This window comes from Kitasatospora sp. NPDC036993, from assembly GCF_055607525.1.
Genome location: NZ_JBVJRP010000004.1, coordinates 185349 through 207444, shown reverse-complemented (window position 1 = coordinate 207444; position 22096 = coordinate 185349). Strand labels below are relative to the sequence as shown.

22 protein-coding genes, 1 tRNA gene and 1 pseudogene are annotated in these 22096 nt (G+C 73.9%); 10 read left to right on the top strand and 14 right to left on the bottom strand.

Annotated features, from left to right (window positions below; all coding sequences use genetic code 11):
- Window positions 1-223 precede the first annotated feature (223 nt).
- Window positions 224-1642, bottom strand: coding sequence for a family 2B encapsulin nanocompartment shell protein (locus tag ACZ7C5_RS10025; RefSeq protein WP_401080214.1), 1419 nt, complete (start codon window positions 1640-1642; stop codon window positions 224-226).
- Window positions 1643-1969: 327 nt separating this feature from the next.
- Here ACZ7C5_RS10025 and ACZ7C5_RS10020 point away from each other — a divergent pair, with 327 nt between their 5' ends.
- Window positions 1970-3043 carry an ATP-grasp domain-containing protein gene (locus ACZ7C5_RS10020; RefSeq protein WP_401080216.1) on the top strand — a complete coding sequence of 358 codons (1074 nt, stop codon included), beginning with the start codon at window positions 1970-1972 and terminating at the stop codon, window positions 3041-3043.
- Between the two features lie 99 nt (window positions 3044-3142).
- Here ACZ7C5_RS10020 and ACZ7C5_RS10015 read toward each other — a convergent pair whose 3' ends face one another.
- The 3 genes from ACZ7C5_RS10015 to ACZ7C5_RS10005 all read right to left on the bottom strand — a co-directional run bounded on the left by ACZ7C5_RS10015 (window position 3143) and on the right by ACZ7C5_RS10005 (window position 5510).
- A complete protein-coding gene (locus tag ACZ7C5_RS10015) occupies window positions 3143-3688 on the bottom strand; it encodes a methylated-DNA--[protein]-cysteine S-methyltransferase (RefSeq protein ID WP_401080218.1) in 546 nt (181 codons plus the stop codon).
- Window positions 3689-3843: 155 nt separating this feature from the next.
- Window positions 3844-4077, bottom strand: coding sequence for a hypothetical protein (locus ACZ7C5_RS10010; RefSeq protein ID WP_188296214.1), 234 nt, complete (start codon window positions 4075-4077; stop codon window positions 3844-3846).
- A 167-nt stretch (window positions 4078-4244) separates the two neighbouring features.
- Window positions 4245-5510 carry an MFS transporter gene (locus ACZ7C5_RS10005; protein ID WP_470322395.1) on the bottom strand — a complete coding sequence of 422 codons (1266 nt, stop codon included), beginning with the start codon at window positions 5508-5510 and terminating at the stop codon, window positions 4245-4247.
- A 202-nt stretch (window positions 5511-5712) separates the two neighbouring features.
- On the opposite strand from ACZ7C5_RS10005, the gene ACZ7C5_RS10000 reads away from it, so the two are divergent.
- Entirely contained in the window at window positions 5713-6510 is a 798-nt protein-coding gene (locus ACZ7C5_RS10000; protein ID WP_401080223.1) for a hypothetical protein, read from the top strand.
- A gap of 57 nt (window positions 6511-6567) precedes the next feature.
- On the opposite strand, the gene ACZ7C5_RS09995 is transcribed toward ACZ7C5_RS10000, so the two are convergent.
- Together ACZ7C5_RS09995 and ACZ7C5_RS09990 are read right to left on the bottom strand one after the other, a co-directional pair.
- On the bottom strand, window positions 6568-6777 hold the full coding sequence (locus ACZ7C5_RS09995) for a DUF397 domain-containing protein (RefSeq protein WP_401080225.1): 210 nt from the start codon (window positions 6775-6777) through the stop codon (window positions 6568-6570).
- Window positions 6774-6929, bottom strand: a pseudogene (locus ACZ7C5_RS09990) (transcriptional regulator); the annotation flags it as partial. The pseudogene ACZ7C5_RS09990 and the gene ACZ7C5_RS09995, both read right to left, overlap by 4 nt.
- Window positions 6930-7182: 253 nt before the next feature.
- On the opposite strand from ACZ7C5_RS09990, the gene ACZ7C5_RS09985 reads away from it, so the two are divergent.
- The 5 genes from ACZ7C5_RS09985 to ACZ7C5_RS09965 all read left to right on the top strand — a co-directional run bounded on the left by ACZ7C5_RS09985 (window position 7183) and on the right by ACZ7C5_RS09965 (window position 11459).
- Window positions 7183-7638: a hypothetical protein gene (locus ACZ7C5_RS09985; RefSeq protein WP_401080227.1), complete on the top strand. Its 456-nt coding sequence runs from the start codon at window positions 7183-7185 to the stop codon at window positions 7636-7638.
- 82 nt (window positions 7639-7720) lie between these two features.
- Window positions 7721-8455, top strand: a complete 735-nt coding sequence (locus ACZ7C5_RS09980; protein ID WP_470322394.1) for a class F sortase — start codon at window positions 7721-7723, stop codon at window positions 8453-8455.
- A 156-nt stretch (window positions 8456-8611) separates the two neighbouring features.
- Window positions 8612-9481: a hypothetical protein gene (locus tag ACZ7C5_RS09975; protein ID WP_470322393.1), complete on the top strand. Its 870-nt coding sequence runs from the start codon at window positions 8612-8614 to the stop codon at window positions 9479-9481.
- On the top strand, window positions 9478-10248 hold the full coding sequence (gene cseB, locus ACZ7C5_RS09970) for a two-component system response regulator CseB (RefSeq protein ID WP_401080233.1): 771 nt from the start codon (window positions 9478-9480) through the stop codon (window positions 10246-10248). Before ACZ7C5_RS09975 ends, cseB begins: the two co-directional genes overlap by 4 nt.
- A complete protein-coding gene (locus tag ACZ7C5_RS09965) occupies window positions 10245-11459 on the top strand; it encodes a sensor histidine kinase (RefSeq protein WP_401080235.1) in 1215 nt (404 codons plus the stop codon). Before cseB ends, ACZ7C5_RS09965 begins: the two co-directional genes overlap by 4 nt.
- Before the next feature lie 123 nt (window positions 11460-11582).
- Here the strand turns inward: ACZ7C5_RS09965 and ACZ7C5_RS09960 are convergent.
- Window positions 11583-11659, bottom strand: a tRNA-Thr gene (locus tag ACZ7C5_RS09960).
- Window positions 11660-11943: 284 nt separating this feature from the next.
- Between ACZ7C5_RS09960 and ACZ7C5_RS09955 the strand changes: the two genes are divergently transcribed.
- The 3 genes from ACZ7C5_RS09955 (at window position 11944) to ACZ7C5_RS09945 (ending at window position 14539) form a co-directional block, all read left to right on the top strand.
- Complete coding sequence (locus ACZ7C5_RS09955; protein ID WP_401080237.1) at window positions 11944-13035, top strand: ABC transporter ATP-binding protein; 1092 nt, start codon at window positions 11944-11946, stop codon at window positions 13033-13035.
- 173 nt (window positions 13036-13208) lie between these two features.
- Complete coding sequence (locus ACZ7C5_RS09950) at window positions 13209-13664, top strand: hypothetical protein (protein ID WP_401080239.1); 456 nt, start codon at window positions 13209-13211, stop codon at window positions 13662-13664.
- A gap of 83 nt (window positions 13665-13747) precedes the next feature.
- Window positions 13748-14539 carry a nucleotidyltransferase family protein gene (locus ACZ7C5_RS09945; protein ID WP_470322392.1) on the top strand — a complete coding sequence of 264 codons (792 nt, stop codon included), beginning with the start codon at window positions 13748-13750 and terminating at the stop codon, window positions 14537-14539.
- A 124-nt stretch (window positions 14540-14663) separates the two neighbouring features.
- Here the strand turns inward: ACZ7C5_RS09945 and ACZ7C5_RS09940 are convergent, their stop codons facing one another.
- From ACZ7C5_RS09940 to ACZ7C5_RS09910, 7 genes are all read right to left on the bottom strand, one after another.
- A complete protein-coding gene (locus tag ACZ7C5_RS09940) occupies window positions 14664-16343 on the bottom strand; it encodes a DoxX family membrane protein (RefSeq protein ID WP_470322391.1) in 1680 nt (559 codons plus the stop codon).
- A 270-nt stretch (window positions 16344-16613) separates the two neighbouring features.
- Window positions 16614-17606 carry a 23S rRNA (guanosine(2251)-2'-O)-methyltransferase RlmB gene (rlmB, locus tag ACZ7C5_RS09935; RefSeq protein ID WP_401080245.1) on the bottom strand — a complete coding sequence of 331 codons (993 nt, stop codon included), beginning with the start codon at window positions 17604-17606 and terminating at the stop codon, window positions 16614-16616.
- A gap of 137 nt (window positions 17607-17743) precedes the next feature.
- Complete coding sequence (cysS, locus tag ACZ7C5_RS09930) at window positions 17744-19138, bottom strand: cysteine--tRNA ligase (RefSeq protein ID WP_470322390.1); 1395 nt, start codon at window positions 19136-19138, stop codon at window positions 17744-17746.
- A gap of 94 nt (window positions 19139-19232) precedes the next feature.
- Complete coding sequence (locus ACZ7C5_RS09925) at window positions 19233-19625, bottom strand: PPOX class F420-dependent oxidoreductase (RefSeq protein ID WP_188296599.1); 393 nt, start codon at window positions 19623-19625, stop codon at window positions 19233-19235.
- 142 nt (window positions 19626-19767) lie between these two features.
- Window positions 19768-20268, bottom strand: a complete 501-nt coding sequence (gene ispF / locus ACZ7C5_RS09920; RefSeq protein WP_470322389.1) for a 2-C-methyl-D-erythritol 2,4-cyclodiphosphate synthase — start codon at window positions 20266-20268, stop codon at window positions 19768-19770.
- Window positions 20258-21013 carry a 2-C-methyl-D-erythritol 4-phosphate cytidylyltransferase gene (gene ispD / locus ACZ7C5_RS09915; protein WP_401081329.1) on the bottom strand — a complete coding sequence of 252 codons (756 nt, stop codon included), beginning with the start codon at window positions 21011-21013 and terminating at the stop codon, window positions 20258-20260. The genes ispF and ispD overlap by 11 nt, the downstream gene beginning before the upstream one ends.
- Before the next feature lie 295 nt (window positions 21014-21308).
- The gene (locus tag ACZ7C5_RS09910; protein WP_014136563.1) at window positions 21309-21791 is read right to left on the bottom strand and encodes a CarD family transcriptional regulator; all 483 of its coding nucleotides are present in this window, start codon (window positions 21789-21791) and stop codon (window positions 21309-21311) included.
- Window positions 21792-22096: the final 305 nt, after the last annotated feature.

Here is a 22096-nt window from a genome sequence, read left to right as displayed (position 1 = left end):
CGCCTCGGGCCGTGTCCGTACGGGCGGGCGCTGCGCCGCGGGCTCTGCGCGTACGGGCTCTGCGCGTACGGGCTCTGCGCGTACGGGCGGGCGTGCCCGGACGCGCCGGGGCGCGCCGGGGCGCGCCGGGGCGCGCCGGGGCGCGCCGGGGCGCGCCGTCCGCCCGGGGCCCGTCGGGCTGCCCAGGGCGGACGCATCGCTCCGCGTCCGGCCCCGCCGACCGTCAGTACTGCGCGATGTCCACGTTCTCCAGGACGCCGACCGCGTCCGGCACCAGGATCGCGGCGGAGTAGTAGGCGCTCACCAGGTAGGAAATGATGGCCTTGTCGTCGATTCCCATGAACCGCACCGAAAGGCTCGGCTGGTATTCGTCCGGGATTCCGGTCTGGTGCAGGCCGATGACACCCTGGTTGTCCTCGCCCGTGCGCAGCGCGATGATCGAGCTGGTGCTCCCGACGATCGGGATCTTGTTGCACGGGAAGACCGGCACCCCGCGCCAGGACGTGATCTGCCTGCCCTCGACCTCGACCGTGCCCGGGTTGAGGCCGCGCTTGTTGAGCTCCCGGCCGAAGGCGGCGATGGCCCTCGGGTGGGCCAGGAACATCTTGGTGCCGCGGCGGCGGCTGAGCAGCTCGTCCATGTCGTCCGGGGTGGGCGGACCGGAGTGGGTCTGGAAGCGCTGGTCGTACGCGGCGTTCTCCAGCAGGCCGAACTCGGGGTTGTTGACGAGCTCGTGCTCCTGGCGCTCGCGCAGCGCCTCGATGGTCAGCCGGAGCTGGTGCTCGGTCTGGTTCATCGGCTGGTTGTAGAGGTCGGCGACCCGGGAGTGCACCTTGAGGATCGTCTGCGCGACGCTCAGCTCGTACTCGCGCGGCTTCAGCTCGTAGTCCACGAAGGCGCCGGGCAGCTCGTACTCGCCCAGGTGGCCGGCGGAGAGGTCGATCGCGGCCTCGCCGTGCTTGTTCTGCGCCTGCTGGAAGCCGTTCAGGTACTCGATGACCTGGAGCTGGAGCGCCTCGGAGCGGTCGTGCAGCTCCTGGAAAGCGGGCCAGGTCAGCGACAGGACGGTGCCGGCGGTCGCGGCGCGGACGGTGTACGGCCAGTCGCCGCCGTCCTGCCGGACCGCCTCGTCGCCGAGGTGGTCGCCGTCGGCGAGGGTGCCGACCACCGTCTCCTCGCCGTACTTGCCGGTGCCCAGCCGGTCGAGCTTGCCGTGCGCGATCAGGAAGACCTCGGTGATCGGCGACCCGGCCTGGACCAGGACGTCGCCCGGGTTGAAGTCCCGCTGCACGAAGCGCGAGGCCAACTCCTCCAGCACGGCCTCGTCCTGGAAGCCGCGCAGCACCGGCACCTCGGCCAGCGTCGGCGGGACGATCCGCACCTCGGCACCGGTCTTGACGAAACTCACCCGGCCCCGGCCGACCGCGTAGCGCAGGCGCCGGTTCACCCGGTAGGTACCGGCGGACACCTGCACCCAGGGCAGCTTCCTGAGCAGCCAGCGCGGGCTGATGCCCTGCATCTGCGGTGCGGACTTCGTGGTCGTCGCGAGGTTCCGCGCGCCCGCCGTGCTCAGACTCTGCTGCTGCCGGATCTCCGACTGCGCACCTGGCGCAGGAACACCGGCATTGGTTTCGGTCGACATGAGGGGGCCCTTCGCATATCCCGATGAAGTGTCGCCTTGCACATGCGTGTTGCAGCTTCATGGTGGGCCCATTCGCGGGTGACCCGCAATCACTCGTTCGAGTGGTTCGGAATGGTCGAACAAATAGTACGAATAGATCACCCGATCGAAATCGTTCGACTATCTATTCGAACATATCGGCGTGCCGCGCCCCATCCTCCCCCATCGACGCCCCGCCCAGCGCCACCTCCCGGCCCGAGCCGCACGTGGCGCCCTGCCGTCCGGCCCGTTCGAACGGGCCGCTAGGGTGCCCTGACGCTTCGTCAATTCACCGCCCGGGAGGGCCGCATGAGTGCACCCGTACGTGTCTGGCTCAACCGCACCTACGCCGAGAACGTCTTCTTCGTCGAACAACTGCGCGCCGCCCCGCGCCCGGTGGTGGTCCACGCGACCCACGGCGATCCGGACTCCCCCGTGCTCGCCGCCGCCGACCACGGCACCGCGGAGCCGGCCGACCTGCCCGCGGACCGCTACGTCGGCTACGCGCTGGACTACTGCGCCCGGCACTCCATAGACGTCTTCGTCCCCCAGCTGCACCAGCTCGCCATCGCCCTGGCCCGGCCGGAGTTCGAGGCGATCGGCACCGCGCTGCTCTGCCCGCCCGCCACCGCGGTGGCGGCCTTCACCAGCAAGGCGGACGGCTACGCGGCGATCGCCGGCGCCGGACTGCCCACCCCGCCCTGGTGGCGGGTGCGCACCCCCGGCGAGCTGTGGGACGCCGTCGGGCGGATCGAGGGCGGCGGGCACACCGCCTGCCTCAAGCCCGTCGCGGGCGCCGGCGGTACCGGCTTCCGGGTGCTCACCCGGAAGCCGTACGGCGCACACCGGCTGGCCGGCTGGGACCACCGGGTGCAGGTCGACCAGGTGGCCGCGGCGCTGGACGAAGGCGGCCCGGACGGCGAGCCGGTGGACCTGCTGGTGATGCCGTACCTGGACGGGCCCGAGGTCTCGGTGGACTGCCTGGCCGACCGGGACGGCACCCCGCTCACCGCGGTCGGCCGCACCAAGGACGGCCGCCGCCGGGGCTTCACCACCGAGGAGTGCTACCTGGAGCCGGTCCGGCGGCTGGTCCGGTCGACCGGGATGGCGTACCTGTCCAACGTGCAGTTCCGCCGCTTCGACGGCCGGCCGGTGGTCATCGACGTCAACACCCGCCCCGCCGCCGGACTCCACCAGCTGCGGCTGTGCGGCCTCAACCTGCCCTGGGACGCCGTCCGGCTGGCACTCGGCGAACGGCCGACGGGCGCGGGGGCGGCGCCGGACGTGCGCGGCATCGAGTACACGCTGGTGTCCGGCATCCAGCCGGTGCTGCCGCGCCGGGCACCGGGGCGGGTGTCGCTGGTCCGGGCGCTGCACCGGTGAGCGGCCCCGGGGCCGGGACCGGGACGGCTCACCTCCCGGCGGACACCCACGGCCTCGCGGACACCCGCCGCCCCGTCGCGCGGCGGCGGGCCGTTCCCGTCAGAGCGGGCCGTCCCAGTCGAGGGTCGGCTCCAGCACGCCCTCCAGGGTGAGCAGCCAGCGCTTCACCTCGATCCCGACCCGGCCGCCGCCGAAGCCGCCGATCCCGTCCGCCGCCACCACCCGGTGGCAGGGCACCAGCAGTGGAACGGGGTTGGCGGCCATCATCTGCCCGACCGTGCGGGCGGCCAGCCCGGGCTCCGTGATGTCCTCGAACACCCCACTGCGGGCGGCCAGTTCGCCGTAGGTGATGGTCCGGCCGTACGGCACCTCGCGCCAGAGCGTCTCCAGCACGGCGCGGTGCGGTCCCGAGCTCAGGCTCCAGTCGATCGGCAGGCCCAACTCGCGGGTGCGGCCCGCCAGGTAGGCGCCGATCCGCTCGGTGACCGCCCTGATCTTCGGCTCGTCGGTGCACGGCGGGGTCCCGCCCTCGCGCCGGACGTAACCGGCCGAGGCGACGCCGAGCGGGGTCACCGCGACCTCCATCGGGCCGCTGGGCAGCGGCGTCGGCACGGTCAGCCAGGACATCGACCAGGACTGCGGCACGCTCGGACCCCCACCCTCCGCCGGACCGGACGCCGGCCACGCCGGCACCCGGAGGACGTCCCCGCCCCGCGCGCCATCGTACGGCGGGCGGCCGGTGGCACGGGCGGCTCCGGCGCGATCGTCCGGCGGGGGGCCGGCGGCACGCGGGGCTCCGGTCAGAGCTGTCCCTTCAGCCCGCGGGCGAGCGACGCGCACCAGTGCACCAGCTCACCGCGGTCCGGGGCGCGGCCCTCGCAGAGCACGGCCAGCTGTGCGTCGTTGATCCGGTTCGGCCCCGGGATCTCCAACAGGTACGCCAGTTCCGCCAGCACGGTGGCGAGCCGCTCCGCGTCCGCGTGGTCCAGGGCGACCGCGGACTCGTGATGGCTGATGGTGAGCGAACCGGGCATGATCGGCCTCCTCCGTCTCCCCCGCCCTCCACGGTACGACCGGGTCGGCCGCCCCGCCCGCCGCGGAGACGCGCGTGCGCGGGTGGGGCAGCCTTTCGCGCTCCGGGGCCGGCCGGGCGCGGTGCGCGGGGGCCGGGGGTGCGCCCCGAAGCCGTCCGAGGGTTCGGTCAGCTGTCCGGGCCCTCTTCCCAGCGGCGGTTCCGTACCGCCGGTGCGGCCAACACTACGGCCCCGGCGGCCAGTTGCCAGACCGACCCGAGCAGCAGCACGCGGCCTGCACCCAGCCGGCCGGCCAGCGGACCGGCCGCCGCCAGCCCGAGCGGGCCGAGCGCGAAGGCACCCAGCGTGCCGAAGGCCGTCATCCGGCCCAGCAGTTCCACCGGCACCCACTTCTGCGTGGTGGTGCTGTAGAGCGTCCCGCAGACCGCCGATCCGGCCCCGGCCACCAGCGCGGCGACGGCCACCCAGGGCAGTGCCGCCCCGGCCGCGAGCGCCCCGGAGGGCAGCGCCCAGCCCAGCGCGGCCGCGGACGCCACCGCGAGCGGACGGCCGGGCGCCCGGCCGAGCATCAGCAGGCCGCCCAGCACCGCGCCGGCCCCGTACACACCCATCACCAGGCCCCAGGCACGGGCGCCGCCGAGGTCCCGCTGGGCGATGAGCGGGCCGAGCACCAGGAAGGGGGCCCAGACCAGCAGGTTGAACAGGCCCATCTGCGCGGTGGTGATCCACAGCCACGGGCGGGAGACGAACTCCGACCAGCCGGCCCGCACGTCCCGGATCATCGACACCTCACCGGCCGCCGCCCGTACCGGCAGTCGCAGCCCGGCCAGGGCGAAGGCGCCGACGCCGTACGTCACCGCGTCGGCCAGCAGCACCGTCGCCGGGCCCCAGGCGGCGGTCACCAGTCCGGCGGCGGCGGGGCCGACCACGGTGGACGCCGAGCGGGCCAGCCCCAGCAGGGTGTTGGCGTCCGCCATCAGCTCCTTGCGGCGCACCAGGCCGGGCACGACCGCGCCGAAGGCCGGCATGAACAGCCCCTCGCCGACTCCCCAGACCGCCACCAGCGCGACCATCGCCCAGACCGGCGCGCGGCCGGTGGCCAGCAGCACGGCGAACAGTGCCTGGACCACGCCGCGCAGCAGGTCCGAGCCCAGCATCACCCGGCGGCTGCCGAGCCGGTCGGCGATCACCCCGCCGGCCAGCAGCACCAACACCACGGGGAGGATCCGGGCCGCCATCACCCACCCCAGGCCGGTGCCGCCGCCCCCGCCGTCGAGCACCGCGAAGGCGACCGCGACCGGCGCCATCGAGGAACCGACGAGGGAGGTGGTGTACCCGACGAAGAACCACGTGAACTCGCGCTCGCCGAACACGGCGAGACGGTCTCCCAGGCGCCTTCGGGAGGCCGGGATCCGTTCTGTCCGCACTGCCATGGGCAGCAGTCTGCGAGCACCCGCACGTGCGAATCAAGGGTTTCCGGAGGGAATCTTGAGTCTTTTGGCATCAACTTTGGCGATGCGCTTGAATGCCGCAGTAAATGACCCACGAAATCCACTCCCACCTGCCATTTACTGCGCCTTTCGAATATCCTGACACGGCATTGGAGTCGATGGTTTACTGCGGAAGAGGGCGATCGTGACAGAGCTGCCCCCGGTCGAGTACAGCCTCGCCGTCGAGCGCTACCTGGCCGACTCCGGGCTCACCGAAGGCTCCCGGCGGATCTACCGGATCGCACTGAGCACCTGGGCCTGGGCACTCGCCGACCGGCCCGCCCCCACCGGCCCCGAACGGCGGCGCGCCCGGCCGCCCGTCCTGCCGCTCGCCCTGCTCGACCACCCGGACGCCGCCGCCCGGCTCCGCACCGCCCTCACCCGGCGCGGCGCGGACGCCGACCCGCGCACCCTCAACCGGGAACTCTCCACCCTGCGCGCGGCGGCGGCCTGGTGGCGCGCCCAGGGCTGGATCGACGGCGACCCGACCACCGGGCTGCGCCCCCTTCCACTGCCCGAACCGGCCGAGGCCGCCGCCCCATTGGCCGAGGACGGGCTACACGCCCTGTTCGCCCTGCGCGCACCACTGCGTGAGCAGACCCTGTGGCACCTGCTGCACGAGTCCGGCGCCGCGATCGAAGCCGCCCTCGCCCTGGACGCCGACCACCTCGATCTCCCCCGCCGCCGCACCCGCCCCGGCCACACCCCCCTGCACTGGCGGTCCGGTACCGCCCGCCTGCTCCCCCTCCTCATCGCCGGCCGCGCGAGTGGCCCGCTCTTCCTCACCGACCGCCGCGCCCCCGCCGGTACCCCCGCCGCCGACCGCTGCCCGCACACCGGTCGCGCCCGGCTCTCCTACCGCCGCGCCGCCGAACTCTTCACCGCCCACACCCGGGAGCTCGGGGAGGGATGGACGCTGCGGCGGCTACGACCGGGGCGGTAGCAACAAAGCGGCGGCCCCGGCCTGGAGCCGGAACCGCCGCGTCAACGCTCGTGGGAGTCAGCCGAGTTCTGCCGCGAAGCCGACGAACGCGGACCACTCGCTCGGGGAGAACCGGAACTGCGGGCCCTCCTTGTCCTTCGAGTCCCGCACGTGCACCGAGCCGGGGCCGTGGGCCACCTCGACGCAGTCAGGCCCCTCGTTCGTGCTGTAGCTGCTCTTGAACCACTCCAGCCCCGCAGGGCGGTCGACAGAAGGCTTGATCGTCATGTCTCTCCCAGAAGCTTCTCGATGAACGCCATCGACTCCCGAGGCGTGAGCGCCTGCGCTCGGATGATCCCATACCTGATCTCAAGCGGGTGAACTTCTTTCCGCTCCGCGATCACGCGGCCGACCTGCTGCACTTCCACGTGCGCCACCGTTACGCAGCCGATGGACAGCCGTGACACGACCGGCCGAGGACCGCGACACGGCCCTCCTACCGTCATCCACGACGCCCCGGCCGCACCGGCCGGAGAGCGTCCGCGACGAGGACGTACGCGTCCGGCGCCGACGACGTACGTCCCCCGACGCCACCACGCCCGGCCCCGCGAAGGGCACCGCGGACCGTACCGCGACCCGCACCGCGGGCCGGCGTCCACCACGTACCGACCGATGCAGATGGAGACACCCCGTATGAGCAGGAGCCGTACCCACTACTCGCCCACCCGCCGCGTCCTGGCCGCCTGCGCCCTGACCGGCGCCGCGCTGCTGGCCACCGTCACCGGCGGGCAGGCCTGGGCCGACGGCGTGCCGAAGCCGGCCGCCCCGAGCGTCGCCGCCCCCGACGCCCCGCGCGCCGAGGCGCCGAGGACCGCCACGCCCACCCCGGCCGCCCCTTCGGCCGGGGCCACGGCGACCGCCACCCCCACCCCCCAGGCCCCGTCGGCCCCGAAGGTCGACACCCCGCCGGCCCCCAACGGCCAGCCGCAGGTCCGTGAGGTGCCCAAGGGCGCCGCGCAGGCCGGTGACGGCTCCGGCGCCTCCGACGGTTCCGGCCTGATGCTCGCCGGCGGCGGAGCCGTCGCGGCCGTCGGCGCCGCGGCCCTGGGCTTCGCCGTCCTGCGCCGCCGCTCCGGTGCGCGCGGCTGACACCGGTCCCGAGTCCGCCGGGCACCCCGGCGCCGCTTCCCCGAACCCGGCCAGTCGGGGAAGCGGCGCCGGGGCCGTCCCGGTGGCGGGGACCGACAGCCACCGACGCCCCCGGGGGCACGGGCGGGGGCGCCGACGCGCCGCCCGGCCGGGCCCCGGCCCGCTGCGCCGCACCGCCTTCGGCACCGCGGGCCTGCTCTGCCTGGTGCTCGGCACCTCGCTCGCGCTGTCCGGCCGGGAGACCCCGGTGGTGCGGGTCGAGACCTCCGGGCACGGCTCCGACGCCCCCGCCGCCGGTCCGGCCGCGACGGGCACGACGGGCACGGGCACAGGCACGGGCACGACGGCGCCCACCGCCCCGAAGCCGTACCCGGCCTCGCCGCCGACCCGGCTGCTGGTCCCCTCCGTCGGGGTGGACGCACCGGTGAGCGCACTCGGCCTGAACCCCGACGGCACGGTCGAGGTGCCGCCGGCCGACCGGGGCGACGAGGTCGGCTGGTACCGCAACGGCCCCACCCCCGGCGAGACCGGCCCCGCCGTACTCATCGGGCACTACGACACCCTGCACGGCCCCGCCGTCTTCAAACAGCTGCCGAAACTGCGGCCCGGCGAACTGATCCGGATCCGGCGCGCGGACGGCAGCACCGTGGACTTCAAGGTCCGTACGCTGCTCCAGGCCGACAAGGGCCGCTTCCCGACCGAGGAGGTGTACGGCGACACGCCCGCGCCCGCGCTCCGGCTGATCACCTGCGGCGGGCGGATCGGCTCGGACGGCCACTGGACGGACAACATCATCGTGCTGGCGGACCCGGCCTGACGGCCGGTGCGGCCCGCGGTTCCGTACGGGACGCCCCGCCGGGAGTTCCGTACGGAACCGCGGGCCGCACACCGTGCGACCTACCACCAGGGCGGCAACGGGGGCGACCGACACATCGCCGCATCGCCCCGCAGACCAGGAGGACGAGCACCGACCGTGGCAGCAACAGCACCACCACCCCGCCGCCGACGGCCGGGCGCCGTCCCGGTGCTCGCCCTGGCCGGACTGATCGTCCTCGCCGGCCTCGCCGCCCTCGCCATCGGCCCGTCCACGCCCGGCGGCCTGCGCGACCAGGGCCCGGCCCAGGCCGTCACACCGCCGCCGGAACGCCGCCTGCTCTGGTCCCAGCTGCCCGCCTCCCCGGCGCCCACCACGCCCGAGGCGGGCAGCGCCACCCAGGAGCCGCCGAAGCCGGTCCCCGACCTGACCGTCCCCGGGCGCGACATCACCGCGGTCGACGTCCACGCCGTCCTCGCCAAGGACCCCGCGGTCGGCCCCGAGGAGCGCCAGGCGCTCGGCTCCTGCACGGGGTGCGAGGTCCGCACCCCCGAGTTCCGCGACCTCACCGGGGACGGACAGCCCGAGCTGATCACCGCCGTCACCACTCCCGGGCGGACCGTGCTGCACGTCTACGCCCTCGCCGAGGACCGCCTGCTGCCCCTCCTCCAGGTACAGGTCCAGCCGGCGTTCAGCGCCGCGACCATCGGCTCCGAGCTGTGGCTGTACGAGCTGACCAGCGCCTACGTGCGGACCACCAGTCACTACGTGTGGGACGGGAGCAGGCTCCTCCTGAAGGACCGCAAGGACGAGGGCGCCGCCCTGCCCCCGCCCACCGGCGGCGAGTCCGGCCGGCCGGCCACCACCACGGCCGAGCCCGAGCCGCCGCGCCCCGGCGCGGACGTGCCCAAGGCGCTCGTCCCCACCGCCGTCCCCACCCCGCGCACCGCCCGGCCCTCCGCCGGGCCGCCTGCCGGGCCGCCTGCCGGGCCGTCCGTCCCCGCCGTGCAACCGGAAGCGAAGCGATGACCCCCGCAGCCACCCCCGCCCACCCGCACATCCTCCTGGTCGAGGACGACGAGGTGATCCGCGAGGCCACCCGGATGGCCCTGGAGCGCTACGGCTTCCCGGTCACCACGGCCGCCGACGGCCTGGAGGGGCTGGAGGCCTTCCAGGCCGTCCGGCCCGACCTGCTCCTGCTGGACGTCATGCTGCCGCTGCTCGACGGGGTCGGCCTCTGCCGCCGGATCCGGGAGGAGAGCCAGCTGCCGATCCTGATGATGTCCGCCAGGACCGACCCGGTGGACGTGGTCTCCGGGCTGGAGGCCGGGGCGGACGACTACGTGGTCAAGCCCTTCGAGAGCGCCGTCCTGGTCGCCCGGATCCGTACGGTGCTTCGCCGCGTCCGGGTCGTCCCCCCGCCGCCGGAGGCACCCCCGGCCCCTTCCGTCCCCCCTGCGCCCCTTGCCGTTTCCGCCTCTCCTGCTCCTCCCGCTCCGTCCACCGCCGTGCGCGACTTCGACGGCCTCCGGGTGGACACCGACAGCATGGAGGTCAGGGTGGACGGCCGCCTCGCCCCGCTCACCCCCACCGAGTTGCGGCTGCTGCTGGAGTTCACCGCCGCGCCCGGCATCGTGCTGGAGCGCTCCACCCTGCTGGAACGCGTCTGGGACTACGAGTGGGGCGCCGACACCCGGGTCGTCGACGTCCACGTGCAGCGGCTGCGCGCCAAGATCGGCTCCGGCCGGATCGAGACCGTCCGCGGCTTCGGCTACAAGCTGCGGCGCCCGGCATGACCCTGCGCCGCCAGATCGCCACCGCCGTCGCCGCCATCGCCGTCCTGGTCGCGGTGGCCGTCGGTCTGCTGGTCCACCAGGCGATGATCCGTCAGCACGTCGACCAGGCCCGCTCGGCCACCCTGTCCGCCCTCGAATCCGCGCTGATCGACTACGGCGCTGGCGGCAAGCCGGCCGACCGGGGCGCCGCCCTGGACGACCCGGCCCTGCCCGACCGGCTGCGCGCCCTCGCCGACGGCAGCCGGCGCGGCACACTGCTCGCGGGCACCGGGAAGGACGAGTCGATGTGGGCGGCGGGCCCGGTGCAGGGCGGGGTGCTGTCCGTCCGGGTGGGCTTCGCCCAGGACCGGCAGGCCATCGCCGACCTGGACCGGATCATCCTGCTCACCGTCGTCGCCTCGGTCTTCACCACCGTGCTGGCCGGCGTGCTCGTCGCCGACCGGATCAGCCGCCGGCTGCGCACCGCGGCCACCGCCGCCCGGGGCATCGCCGCCGGCGGGACGGACACCAGGATCGGCGAACTCGTCGACGGCAAGGACGAGGTGGCCGACCTCGCCGCCGCCGTCGACCTGATGTCCCGCACCCTGCACCGCCGGCTGGAGGACGAACAGCGCTTCACCGCGGACGTCGCCCACGAACTGCGCACCCCGCTCACCGGCCTGGTCACCGCCGCCGAACTGCTGCCGCCGGGACGGCCCACCCAGCTCGTGCAGAACCGGGTCCAGGCGCTGCGCGGGCTGGTCGAGGACCTGCTGGAGGTCTCCCGTCTGGACGCGGACGCCGAGGCCCCCGACCTCTCCGCCGTACCGCTGGAACGCGCCGTGCGCCGTACCGTCACCCTCACCGGACTGGACGTCACCGTCGAGGTCGCCGCCGGGGTCGCCGACCGGCAGGTGCGCACCGACCTGCGCCGGCTGGACCGCATCCTCGGCAACCTGATCCTCAACGCCCACCGCCACGGCGCCGGGCCGGTCCACCTGCGCGTCGACGGCCTGCGGATCACCGTCCGCGACCACGGCCCCGGCTACCCCGAGGACCTCCTCAGCCACGGCCCGCAGCGCTTCCGCACCAACGCCCCCGAACGCGGCCGCGGGCACGGCCTCGGCCTCACCATCGCCACCGGCCACACCCGCGTCATCGGCGCAACCCTCACCTTCGCCAACCACCCCGCGGGCGGCGCCCTGGCCACCCTCGTCCTGCCCCCGGACTGAACGCCCGGACGCGGCCGCCGGACCCGGGCGACGCAGCCCGCCGGGCCGCCCGGCCCCGGCGCCCCACCCCCACCAACGCCGAAGGACCGGCCCGACACCCGTCGACCCGGCCCTTCCGCACGCTGGAGCCCCCTGTCGGGTTCGAACCGACGACCCCCGCTTTACAAGAGCGGTGCTCTGGCCAGCTGAGCTAAGGAGGCACGGTGGCCGTCCGCGATGGATCACGGCGGCACCGGGGGGCAGTCTACCGGGCCGGGGTGGCGCGATGGTGGGATATCCAGGGGTTGGTGGGATGGGTGGGCGTGATGGAACCGATGCCGAAATCGGGTCGGGCGGGGGCTGACAAGCGGCGGAAGCGCAGGTAGCGTCGCCGGGAGCCGGTTCGCGCAGTGGTTCAGACCACTGGTGGACCCGGCGGCCCCGAACAGACCCCCTTTACTCGGATCGTCCGGCACGTTCCTGCCGGTGAAGGAGAACGAGAACCATGGCTTCTGTCACGTACGACAAGGCGACCCGCGTCTACCCCGGGGCGGACAAGCCCTCGGTGGACGCGCTGGACCTGGAGATCGCGGACGGCGAGTTCCTCGTGCTCGTCGGCCCCTCCGGCTGCGGCAAGTCGACCAGCCTGCGCATGCTGGCCGGCCTGGAGGACGTCAACGCCGGTGCGATCCGGATCGGCGACCGCGACGTCACCCACCTGCCGCCGAAGGACCGGGACATCGCCATGGTGTTCCAGAACTACGCGCTGTACCCGCACATGTCCGTCGCCGACAACATGGGCTTCGCGCTCAAGATCGCCGGCGTGAACAAGGCGGAGATCCGCACCAAGGTCGAGGAGGCGGCGAAGATCCTCGACCTCACCGAGTACCTGGACCGCAAGCCGAAGGCGCTCTCCGGCGGTCAGCGCCAGCGCGTCGCGATGGGCCGCGCGATCGTCCGTCAGCCACAGGTCTTCCTGATGGACGAGCCGCTGTCGAACCTGGACGCCAAGCTCCGCGTCTCGACCCGTACCCAGATCGCCGGCCTCCAGCGCCGCCTGGGCATCACCACGGTGTACGTCACCCACGACCAGACCGAGGCGCTCACCATGGGCGACCGGGTCGCGGTGCTCAAGGACGGTCTGCTCCAGCAGGTCGACACCCCGCGCAACATGTACGACAAGCCCGCCAACCTGTTCGTGGCCGGCTTCATCGGCTCGCCGGCCATGAACCTGGTCGAGGTGCCGCTGGTGGACGGCGGTGTGAAGTTCGGCGGCTCGGTCGTCAACATCTCCCGCGAGGACCTGTCCGGCGCCGGCACCGACAAGTCGGTGACCGTCGGCGTCCGTCCCGAGCACTTCGAGATCGTCCCGGCGGGCGGCATCGAGGGCGTCGCGGTGACGGTCAACGTGGTCGAGGAGCTCGGCTCGGACGGCTTCGTCTACGGGACCACCCAGATCGGCGGCAAGGACCAGGACCTGGTCGTCCGGGTGCCCGGCCGCCAGATCCCGGCCCGCGGCGAGACCGTCCACGTCGTGCCGATCGCCCACGAGACCCACGTGTTCTCCACCAGCTCCGGCCTGCGCCTGAGCAGCTGACAGCACGCCGGCCCGGCCGCCGGCGAAGCGTCACGGAGCCCGTCGGACCCACGGTCCGGCGGGCTCCGTCGTACCCCCGCGTCAACACGGCACGGGGACGAACCAGGACACCCTGTCACTCGATGGTGTAACGGAGGGCGATTCGACCGGCACCCACCGCTACTCTCCTGAGGGTGAAGCAGCTTGTGCGCCGTATCGGCCAGACCTTCGCCCTGACCCTGCCGGTCGTCCTGGTGACCACCGGCACCCTCGCCGTGACCCGGGTCCCCTGGGCCCCGCCGACCGGGCTCGACCAGCAGGTCGTGGCGGCGTCCAGCGGCGACGGCGCCGGGATCGGGCGCTCCGACAACGCGGCCGGAGCGGCGGCGAAGGCCTTGGAGGGGCTCGCCCCGCAGGAGTCGCTGCGGGTGGCTCTGCTCGACGAGCTGCGCGCGAAGAGCCCCTCCGCCGCGCTGGACCTGTTGGAGCGCTCGATGCGCGAGCAGCCCTCGCTGACGCCCTACTGCACCTCGCTGGCAGGCGACTTGGGCAAGGCGGCGGTGCGCAAGTACCAGGGCGACGTCCAGCGGGCCCGTTCCTTCGCCCGCCCGGTCTGCGACGGCTCGTTCGCGGCCGGCGTCGTCGGCTGAGGCAGCCGAGGCCGGCCCGGGTCGCCCTGGGCGACGGTGCCCGGGGCGACGGACGCCCCCGTCCGCCGCCCTATTGTTCAGGCATGAGCGCTGACTCCGGCCCCGTCGCCGACCTCCCGTCCGCACCCCGCCCGCAGCCCCGGTCGACCACGACGCCCGTCACCCAGGCCGTGATCCTGGCCGGCGGCCAGGGGTCCCGGCTGCGCCCCTACACGGACGACCGCCCGAAGCCGCTGGTCGAGATCCCCGGGACGGGCACGCCGATCCTCGGCCACCAGCTGGCCTGGCTCGCCGAGGAGGGCGTCACCGACGTCGTGGTCTCCTGCGGGCACCTCGCCGACGTGCTGGAGGAGTGGCTGGACCGGGCGGACCTGCCGCTGCGGGTGCGCACGGTGGTCGAGGCGGAGCCGCTCGGGCGCGGCGGCGGCCTCAAGTACGCGGCCAAGGCGCTGCCCCGCCCGGACGAGCCCTGGTACGCCACCAACGGCGACATCTGGACCCGCTTCAGCCTGCGCGACATGGCCGCCTTCCACCACGAGCGGGACGCCGTCGCGACGCTCGCCCTGGCCCGTCCGCGGATCCCGTGGGGCGCGGTGGAGACCGACCAGTTCGGCAACGTGCTGGACTTCATCGAGGCCCCGCCGTCGCCGTTCCTGATCAACGCCGGCCTGTACGTGTTCAGCCCGGAGTTCGCCGAGCTGCTGCCGGACGTGGGCGACCACGAGCGCACCACCTTCCCCCAGCTCGCCCGCAGCAAGCGGCTGGCGGGCTACCAGCTGCCCCAGGGCGTGTACTGGCGGGCCATCGACACCGCCAAGGACCTCACCGAGGCGGCCAAGGAGCTCGCCTCCGGTGCCGGCCGGGCACACGGCTGACAGCCCCACCCCGGGCAGCCCGGGCACCCCGCTGACGCCCCCCGGCCACAGCACCGCGCCCGGACAGGCCGGTCGGCCGGGTGCTCCCCCACGGAGCACCCGGCCGACGCGCGCGTCCGGGGCCTCAGGTCGCGGTCGGCGCCCCCGGGTGGGAGGCCCGGCCGCCGGACAGGTCCGCCAGCGGCGCGCTGCCCAGCACCCCGCCGAGCAGCCCGCCGGTACTCGGGCTGGGCTTGGACGCCGGGCCCGAGCCGCCGCTGCCCGGGGTGCTGCGCGCGGCGGGCGTGGTGCTGCCCGAGCCGCCGGACGGGGCCGCGGCCGGGGAGGAGCCCGACCCGGTCTCCGCCCGGCCCGGGTGCGCCTTGCCGCTCGGCGTCGGAGTGGCCGGCTTGGCGGACGGTGTGGTGGACGGAGTGGTGGCGCTCGGCGCCGGGGTGGTCGGCCTGGCGGACGGCGGGGCGGACGGCGGGGCGGACGGGGGCGAGGTGGACGTGCCCTTGCCGCCGGGGGTGCCGGACGGGCTGCCGGACGGCCAGACCGGGGTGCCGTAGTCGGTGGCCGGACGGTCCGGCTCCTGGTGCGCCCTGGCGCCGGTGCGGACGGCGGCGCCGAGCATCGAGCCGAGCAGCAGGGTCAGGCCGACCACCACCGTGGTGACCACGGCGCCCCGGCGCAGCACCCGGCGGCGCAGCGCCCCGGGCGCGTCCGCGCCGAACCGGCGCCAGGCCTCCAGGTTGAGCCGCCCGTCCAGCGAGGCGAACGGCGCCCCGGCGATCAGCAGCGGGCTCCACGCCGCGAGGAAGATCAGGTCCGGGGTGTCGTAGACCGGGACGGCCCGCCAGCTGACGGTGAACAGCAGCACGGCGGAGAGCGCCATCGCCGCACCGGCGGCGAGCCGCTGCCAGAGGCCGAGGATGGTCAGCACGCCGACCACGATCTCGACGAACGCCACCATCAGCCCGGCGCCCACCGGGTGCGCCATGGCGAAGGCCAGCAGCGGCTCGGCGACCTTCCACGGGTGCAGCGAGGAGAGCCAGCGCATCATCGAGCCGCGCTCGCCGCCGTCGAAGTACACCGGGTCGCACAGCTTGCTGAACCCGGCGTAGACCGAGAGCGAGCCGAGGACGGCGCGCAGCGGCAGCAGCACCAGGCCGAGGTCGACCCGGCGGCCCGGGTACCAGGGCTGCCGGCCCTCGGCGTCGGCGGCGGAGACCTCGGGCAGTTGGCCGCTCGGGGTCCAGCCGTGCGGCTCGCCGACCGGCCCGACGCCCGCGTCGACGGCGGTGCCGGCGCCCTCGCGGGGCTGGCGCGGGACGGCCCGGGCGCCCGCGAGGGACGGGAGCACCTGGGTGTCGGCATCGACCAGGCGGACGCCACCGGCCGGGCCGCCGCCCGGGCGCACGGCCTCCAGCAGCCGGGTGGCCGCGAGGTCTCCGGGGGGCGCCTGCCCGGTCCAGGTGACGGTGGTGACCCGGCCCTTGCGGCGCGTCGCGCCGCCGGCCCCGACCCCGGCCAGCACCGGGACGGCGGAGGCGGGCACGACGACCTGCGGGGTGACCAGCGGACGGCGGATCAGGCCCTGGTTGGCGTACGGGTCGCCGAACGCGGCACCGGTGGACAGCAGTCCGGCCGGGGCCTCGATCAGCGGCGGCACCGGGGCGCCGAGCCGGAGCCGGAAACTCGCCTGGGTGCTGCTGATCCGCCCCGGGTCCGACTCCACCTTGACGGTGTTGAGGCCGGGGCCCGCGTCTATCCCGGTGCTGCCGTCGCCGAACAGGGGGCGCCGAGGTGTTCTGGTGTCCACGCCCGTCTAACCGGGTGACGGGCGCTTAGGACACTCTCCCGGGTGGATGTCCGGCGCACACTTGAAGTGATCATGAAAAAAGCGATCGGGCCCGGTCGGGCCCGATCGCCTTCCACTCGGATTGCGGAGAATTAGGAAGATCGCCTGCGCTCGGCGACCCGGCCGTACTCAGCCTTCGAGCCTTCCACGACCCGGCCGTACTCAGCCTTCGAACCCTCCGGGCGCCCGGCCGTGCTCGGCTTCCGAGCCCTGCCGGGCACCCCGTCGTACTCAGCGCTTGGCGCGCAGCCTGGCGGCCTCGTACAGCACGATGCCCGCCGCGACACCGGCGTTCAGCGACTCGGTCAGGCCGGACATCGGGATCCGGACCCGCATGTCACAGGTCTCGGAGACCAGCCGCGACAGGCCCTTGCCCTCGCTGCCGGCGACGATCACCACCGGACCGGTCAGCAGCTCCAGGTCGCCGATCTCGGCCTCGCCGTCGGCGGCCAGGCCGACCACCATCAGGCCGGCCTTCTGGTAGGCCTCCAGGGCGCGGGTCAGGTTGGTGGCCCGGGCGACGGACAGCCGGGCCGCGGCACCGGAGGAGGTCTTCCAGGCACCCGCGGTCATGCCGGCCGCACGGCGCTCGGGGATGACCACGCCGTGCGCGCCGAAGGCGGCGGCCGAGCGGACCACGGCGCCCAGGTTGCGCGAGTCGGTCACCCCGTCCAGCGCGATGATCAGCGCGTCCTGGCCGGAGTCGGCGGCCTCCGCCAGCAGGTCCTCGGGGTGCGCGTACTCGTACGGCGGCACCTGGAGCACCAGGCCCTGGTGGTTGAGCCCGCCGGTCATCTGGTCCAGCTGCGGGCGCGGGGCCTCCATCAGCGGGATGCCGCGGTCGTTGGCGGCCTGGAAGGCCTCGCGGACCCGGTCGTCGGTGTCGATGAACTGCTGGACGTACAGCGTGTTGGCGGGCACGTCGCCCTTCAGGGCCTCGACCACCGAGTTGCGGCCGAAGACCAGCTCGGCGCTGCCCGCGCCCCCGCGGCCACCGCGACCGCCGGCCCCGGACCGGCGCATGCCGGCCCGGGCCTTGGCGTCCCGCTCGCGCTTGATCGCGGCGTTGGCGGCCCGCTGCTTCGGGTGGCCCTTGCGCTCCTCGCCGGGCGGGGTCGGGCCCTTGCCCTGGAGCGCCTTCCGGCTGTGCCCGCCGGTACCGACAGCCGCACCCTTCTTCGATCCGGGGTTTCGACGGTTCCTGCGCTGGCTGTTGCCGGCCATGGCTGTACTTCCTGTCTGTCCGGCATGCCCCGGCCACCCCGGTCTGTCCGGTGGCGGCCGACGGCATGCGCTACGTCATGAGGGAGGGCCGCACCGGTCCGGTACGGCCCACCCATCACCCCGATCGTCGGATGGGGTTACTGGCTGTTGATCGTCCAGCGCGGGCCGGACGGGGTGTCCTCGATCGCCAGCCCGGCCAGGCCGAGCTGGTCGCGGATGGCATCCGCGGTGGCGAAGTCCTTGCGCGCGCGCGCCGCCTGCCGCTGGTCCAGGACCAGGCGGACCAGCGAGTCGACGACGCCGTGGAGGTCCTCGCCACGCTCCGTCCCGGCCCAGTGCGGGTCGAGCGGGTCGAGGCCCAGTACTCCGAGCATCGCACGGACCTCGGCGAGTCGCGCCACCACGCTCTCCTTGTCGTCCGCGTTCAGGGCGCTGTTGCCCTGGCGGACGGCGGTGTGCACGACGGCCAGCGCCTGCGGGACGCCGAAGTCGTCGTCCATCGCCTCGGCGAAGGCCGGCGGCACCTCGGGCGCCGCGTCGACCGTGCCGCAGCGCTCGACGGCGCGCTGGATGAAGCCCTCGATCCGGCCGAAGCCGGCCTCGGCCTCGCGCAGCGACTCCTCGCTGTACTCGATCATCGAGCGGTAGTGCGGACCCGCCAGGTAGTAGCGGAGCACGATCGGCCGCCATGCCCTGACCATCTCGGAGACCAGCACCGAGTTGCCCAGCGACTTGCTCATCTTCTCGCCGGCCATGGTGACCCAGGCGTTGTGCACCCAGAAGCCGGCGAAGTCGTCGCCGTAGGCCTTGGACTGGGCGATCTCGTTCTCGTGGTGCGGGAAGATCAGGTCCAGCCCGCCGCCGTGGATGTCGAAGGCCGCGCCGAGGTACTTGTGGGCCATCGCCGAGCACTCCAGGTGCCAGCCGGGACGGCCGCGGCCCCACGGGGTCTCCCAGCTGGGCTCGCCCGGCTTGGCGGCCTTCCACATCGCGAAGTCGCGCTGGTCCCGCTTGCCGGTCTCGCCCTCGCCCTCGGGCTGGCGCAGGTCGTCCAGCTTCTGGTTGGAGAGCGCCAGGTAGTCGGGGTACGAGCGGACGTCGAAGTAGACGTTGCCGTCGGCCGCGTAGGCGTGGCCCTTGGAGATGAGCGTCTGCATCATCGCGATCATCTCGGGGATGTGCCCGGTGGCCCGCGGCTCGACGGTGGGCCGCAGGCAGCCGAGCGCGTCGTAGCCGTCGTTGAAGGCGCGCTCGTTCTCGTAGGCGATCTGCCACCACGGCGTGCCGAGCTCGCGCTCCTTGATGATGATCTTGTCGTCGATGTCGGTGACGTTCCGGGCGAAGGTCACCTGGTAGCCGCGGTAGGCGAACCACCGCTGCATGAGGTCGAAGTTCAGGTACGACCGGATGTGCCCGATGTGTGGCGCCGACTGGACGGTAGCGCCGCACAGGTAGATCGAGACACAACCCGGTACAAGCGGGACGAAGTCGCGTACCTGGCGGGTGCTGGTGTCGTACAGACGAATGCTCACAGCGTCAAGCGTAGTGGGCACAGGGGGGTGCCCCGCCACATTCCCCGGGACAACAGGGGCGCGGCCCCGGGGAACGGCGGGTGACGGGAGGGGGTCAGATGTTGCCGACCACCTTGCGCGGGGAGATCCGGACGACCACCCGGACGTCCTCCGGGCCGTCGAAGCCGTAGTCCTTGCCCATGTACTTGTGGGACAGCTCGTCGATCAGCTCCCGCCCGCCCTCGGTGGTCAGCGTGGCCTCACCCCGCGCCTCGAAGTACTCGTACGGGTTGTCCTTCGAGTTGATGACGAGCGACACCCGAGGGTCCCTGACCAGGTTGAGGTGCTTGCGGCGGCCCTCGACGGTGGAGAACAGGATGTCGTCGCCGTCCCGCTTGACCCAGACCACCGAAGCCTGCGGGCTCCCGTCGGGCTGGATCGTGGAGACCACGGCGAAGCTCGTGCTGTCGAGCAGTTCCTTGACCTTGTCGGCGAGTCCGACACCCATCGGAAACCTCTTCTCGTCGGCGGTGCGGCCCGAGCGGAAGCCCCGTACGGGCCCGAGCCGAACACTAGCGACTCGGACCCCCGGAACACCCGGTGAACACCCGTCAGCGGCGGATTGTTCCCGCCCGCTCACCGCGACCGGCTCAACGCCGCTCGTACACCAGGGCGGTGGCGATCGCGGCCAGGCCCTCGGCCCGGCCGGTCAGGCCCAGCCCGTCGGTGGTGGTGCCGGAGACGGACACCGGGGCGCCGGCCGCCTCCGACAGCGCGGCCTGGGCCTCGGCCCGCCGCTTGCCGATCTTCGGCCGCACGCCGATCACCTGGATCGCGACGTTGCCGATCTCGAAGCCCGCCTCGCGGACCAGCCGCGCCGCCTCGCCGAGCAGCTTCACCCCGGACGCACCGGCCCACTCCGGGCGGTCGGTGCCGAAGTGGGCGCCCAGGTCGCCGATCCCGGCGGCCGAGAACAGCGCGTCGCAGGCGGCGTGCGCGGCGACGTCGGCGTCCGAGTGCCCGGAGAGGCCGTCCCCGGCGTCCGGCCACTCCAGCCCGGCCACCCAGAGCGGGCGGCCGGCCTCGAAGGCGTGCACGTCGGTGCCGATCCCGACCCGGGGGACGGGCGGAGTCTGCGTCTCAGTAGGCATCGGCGGCCCTCCGGCGGGCGAGTACGGCCTCGGCGAGCACGAGGTCCAGTGGACGGGTGACCTTGAACGCCTCCTCGTGGCCTGGCACCACGACGACCCGGCCGCCGTAGCGCTCCACCAGGCCGGCGTCGTCGGTGACCGGCGGGGCGTCGGCGGTGCCCGCGCTCTCCTCGGCCAGCGCCTTGGCGTGCACCCCGACCAGGGTGGCGCGGTCGAAGCCCTGCGGGGTCTGCACGGCGCGCAGGGTGGCGCGCTCGGGCGTGTCGAGCACCGGCTCGGGGCGGCCCGGGTTGGGCTCGACCCGCTTCACGGTGTCGGCCAGCGGCACGGCGGGCACAACGGCCTGCGCCCCGGCCCGGACGGCGGCCGCGACGGCGTCCACCACCTCGACCGGGACCAGCGGGCGGGCCGCGTCGTGCACCAGCACGATCCCGACCTCCTCCGGGATCACGGCCAGGCCCAGCCGGACCGACTCCTGGCGGGTCGCCCCGCCGGCCACCACCCGGACGTCCTTGCCGTCCAGCCCGTGGCTGTCCAGCAGGGCGACCACCTCGGCCACCCCGTCGGCGGGTGCGGCGACCACGACCAGGCCGACCGCCCGGCTGCGGGCCAGGGCCCGGACGGCGTGCACCAGGAGCGGCACACCGCCCAGTTCCCGCAGGGCCTTCGGGGCCCCCGGCCCCAGCCGCTCACCCCGGCCGGCGGCGGGCACCACTGCTGCTGCGACTGCTGCTGACGCGTTCAGGTTTCACTCCTTCGGCGAAGTGGGTATGGCCATGGCGTGCCCGGCGGGCGCACCGGACCCCTTCCGAAGAACCACGGTCCACCGCCCGCCGCACGGTTCCGCGGGCTCCGCGCAAGCGGGTGCGGAAACGGTCTTGCAGGCCTGGACCGAGTCGGGCGGGTGGTGTGCTCCGGACACGCCTCAGCGCCCGGAGTGCCAGTGCACCACTCCCGGACGGTCGGTCCGGGGAGCGGCGCGTCGGCACCGGGCGCTGTGAACGTCGGGCGGCAGCCCGACCGCACTGCGGTGGCGCGCGCTACGAGGCGAGGACCTCGTCGAGCAGCGTCTCCGCCTTGTCCTCGTTGGTGTTCTCCGCCAGCGCGAGCTCGCTGACGAGGATCTGGCGCGCCTTCGCGAGCATCCGCTTCTCGCCGGCCGAGAGGCCGCGCTCGCGCTCGCGGCGCCACAGGTCGCGGACGACCTCGGCGACCTTGATGACGTCGCCCGAGGCGAGCTTCTCCAGGTTCGCCTTGTAGCGACGGGACCAGTTGGTCGGCTCTTCCGTGTACGGTGCGCGCAGCACCTCGAAGACCCGGTCCAGACCCTCCTGGCCGACCACATCGCGCACGCCGACGAACTCCGCGTTCTCGGCGGGCACGCGGAGCGTCAGGTCTCCCTGCTGCACCTTGAGCACCAGGTAGGTCTTGTCCACACCTTTGATCTGGCGAGTTTCGATGGCCTCGATCAGCGCGGCCCCGTGATGGGGGTAGACCACCGTGTCGCCAACCTTGAACGTCATGTGACAGGACCCCTTCCGTGGCTTTCCAGAATAACACGCTTCTCGGCGCACCCGAAGGGCGTTTTCGCAGGTCAGGGCCGGTCTCGGGGCTTGACAAGGACCCCCATGACGTGCTGCGACCGATGTTCGAGAGGAGCTTCCCGCAGGTCGGAGGCGGTTCCGGGGTTCGACGAAACCCTTGCGCAACACCCCCGCAACCATGGTTGGATCTTGAGCTTTCACCCCTTTTCAGGTCGCGGCCGAATCGTTATTCGATCTTGGTCGAACCTTGTCCGTCGAGTGACCCGGACATGCCGAACACGCCG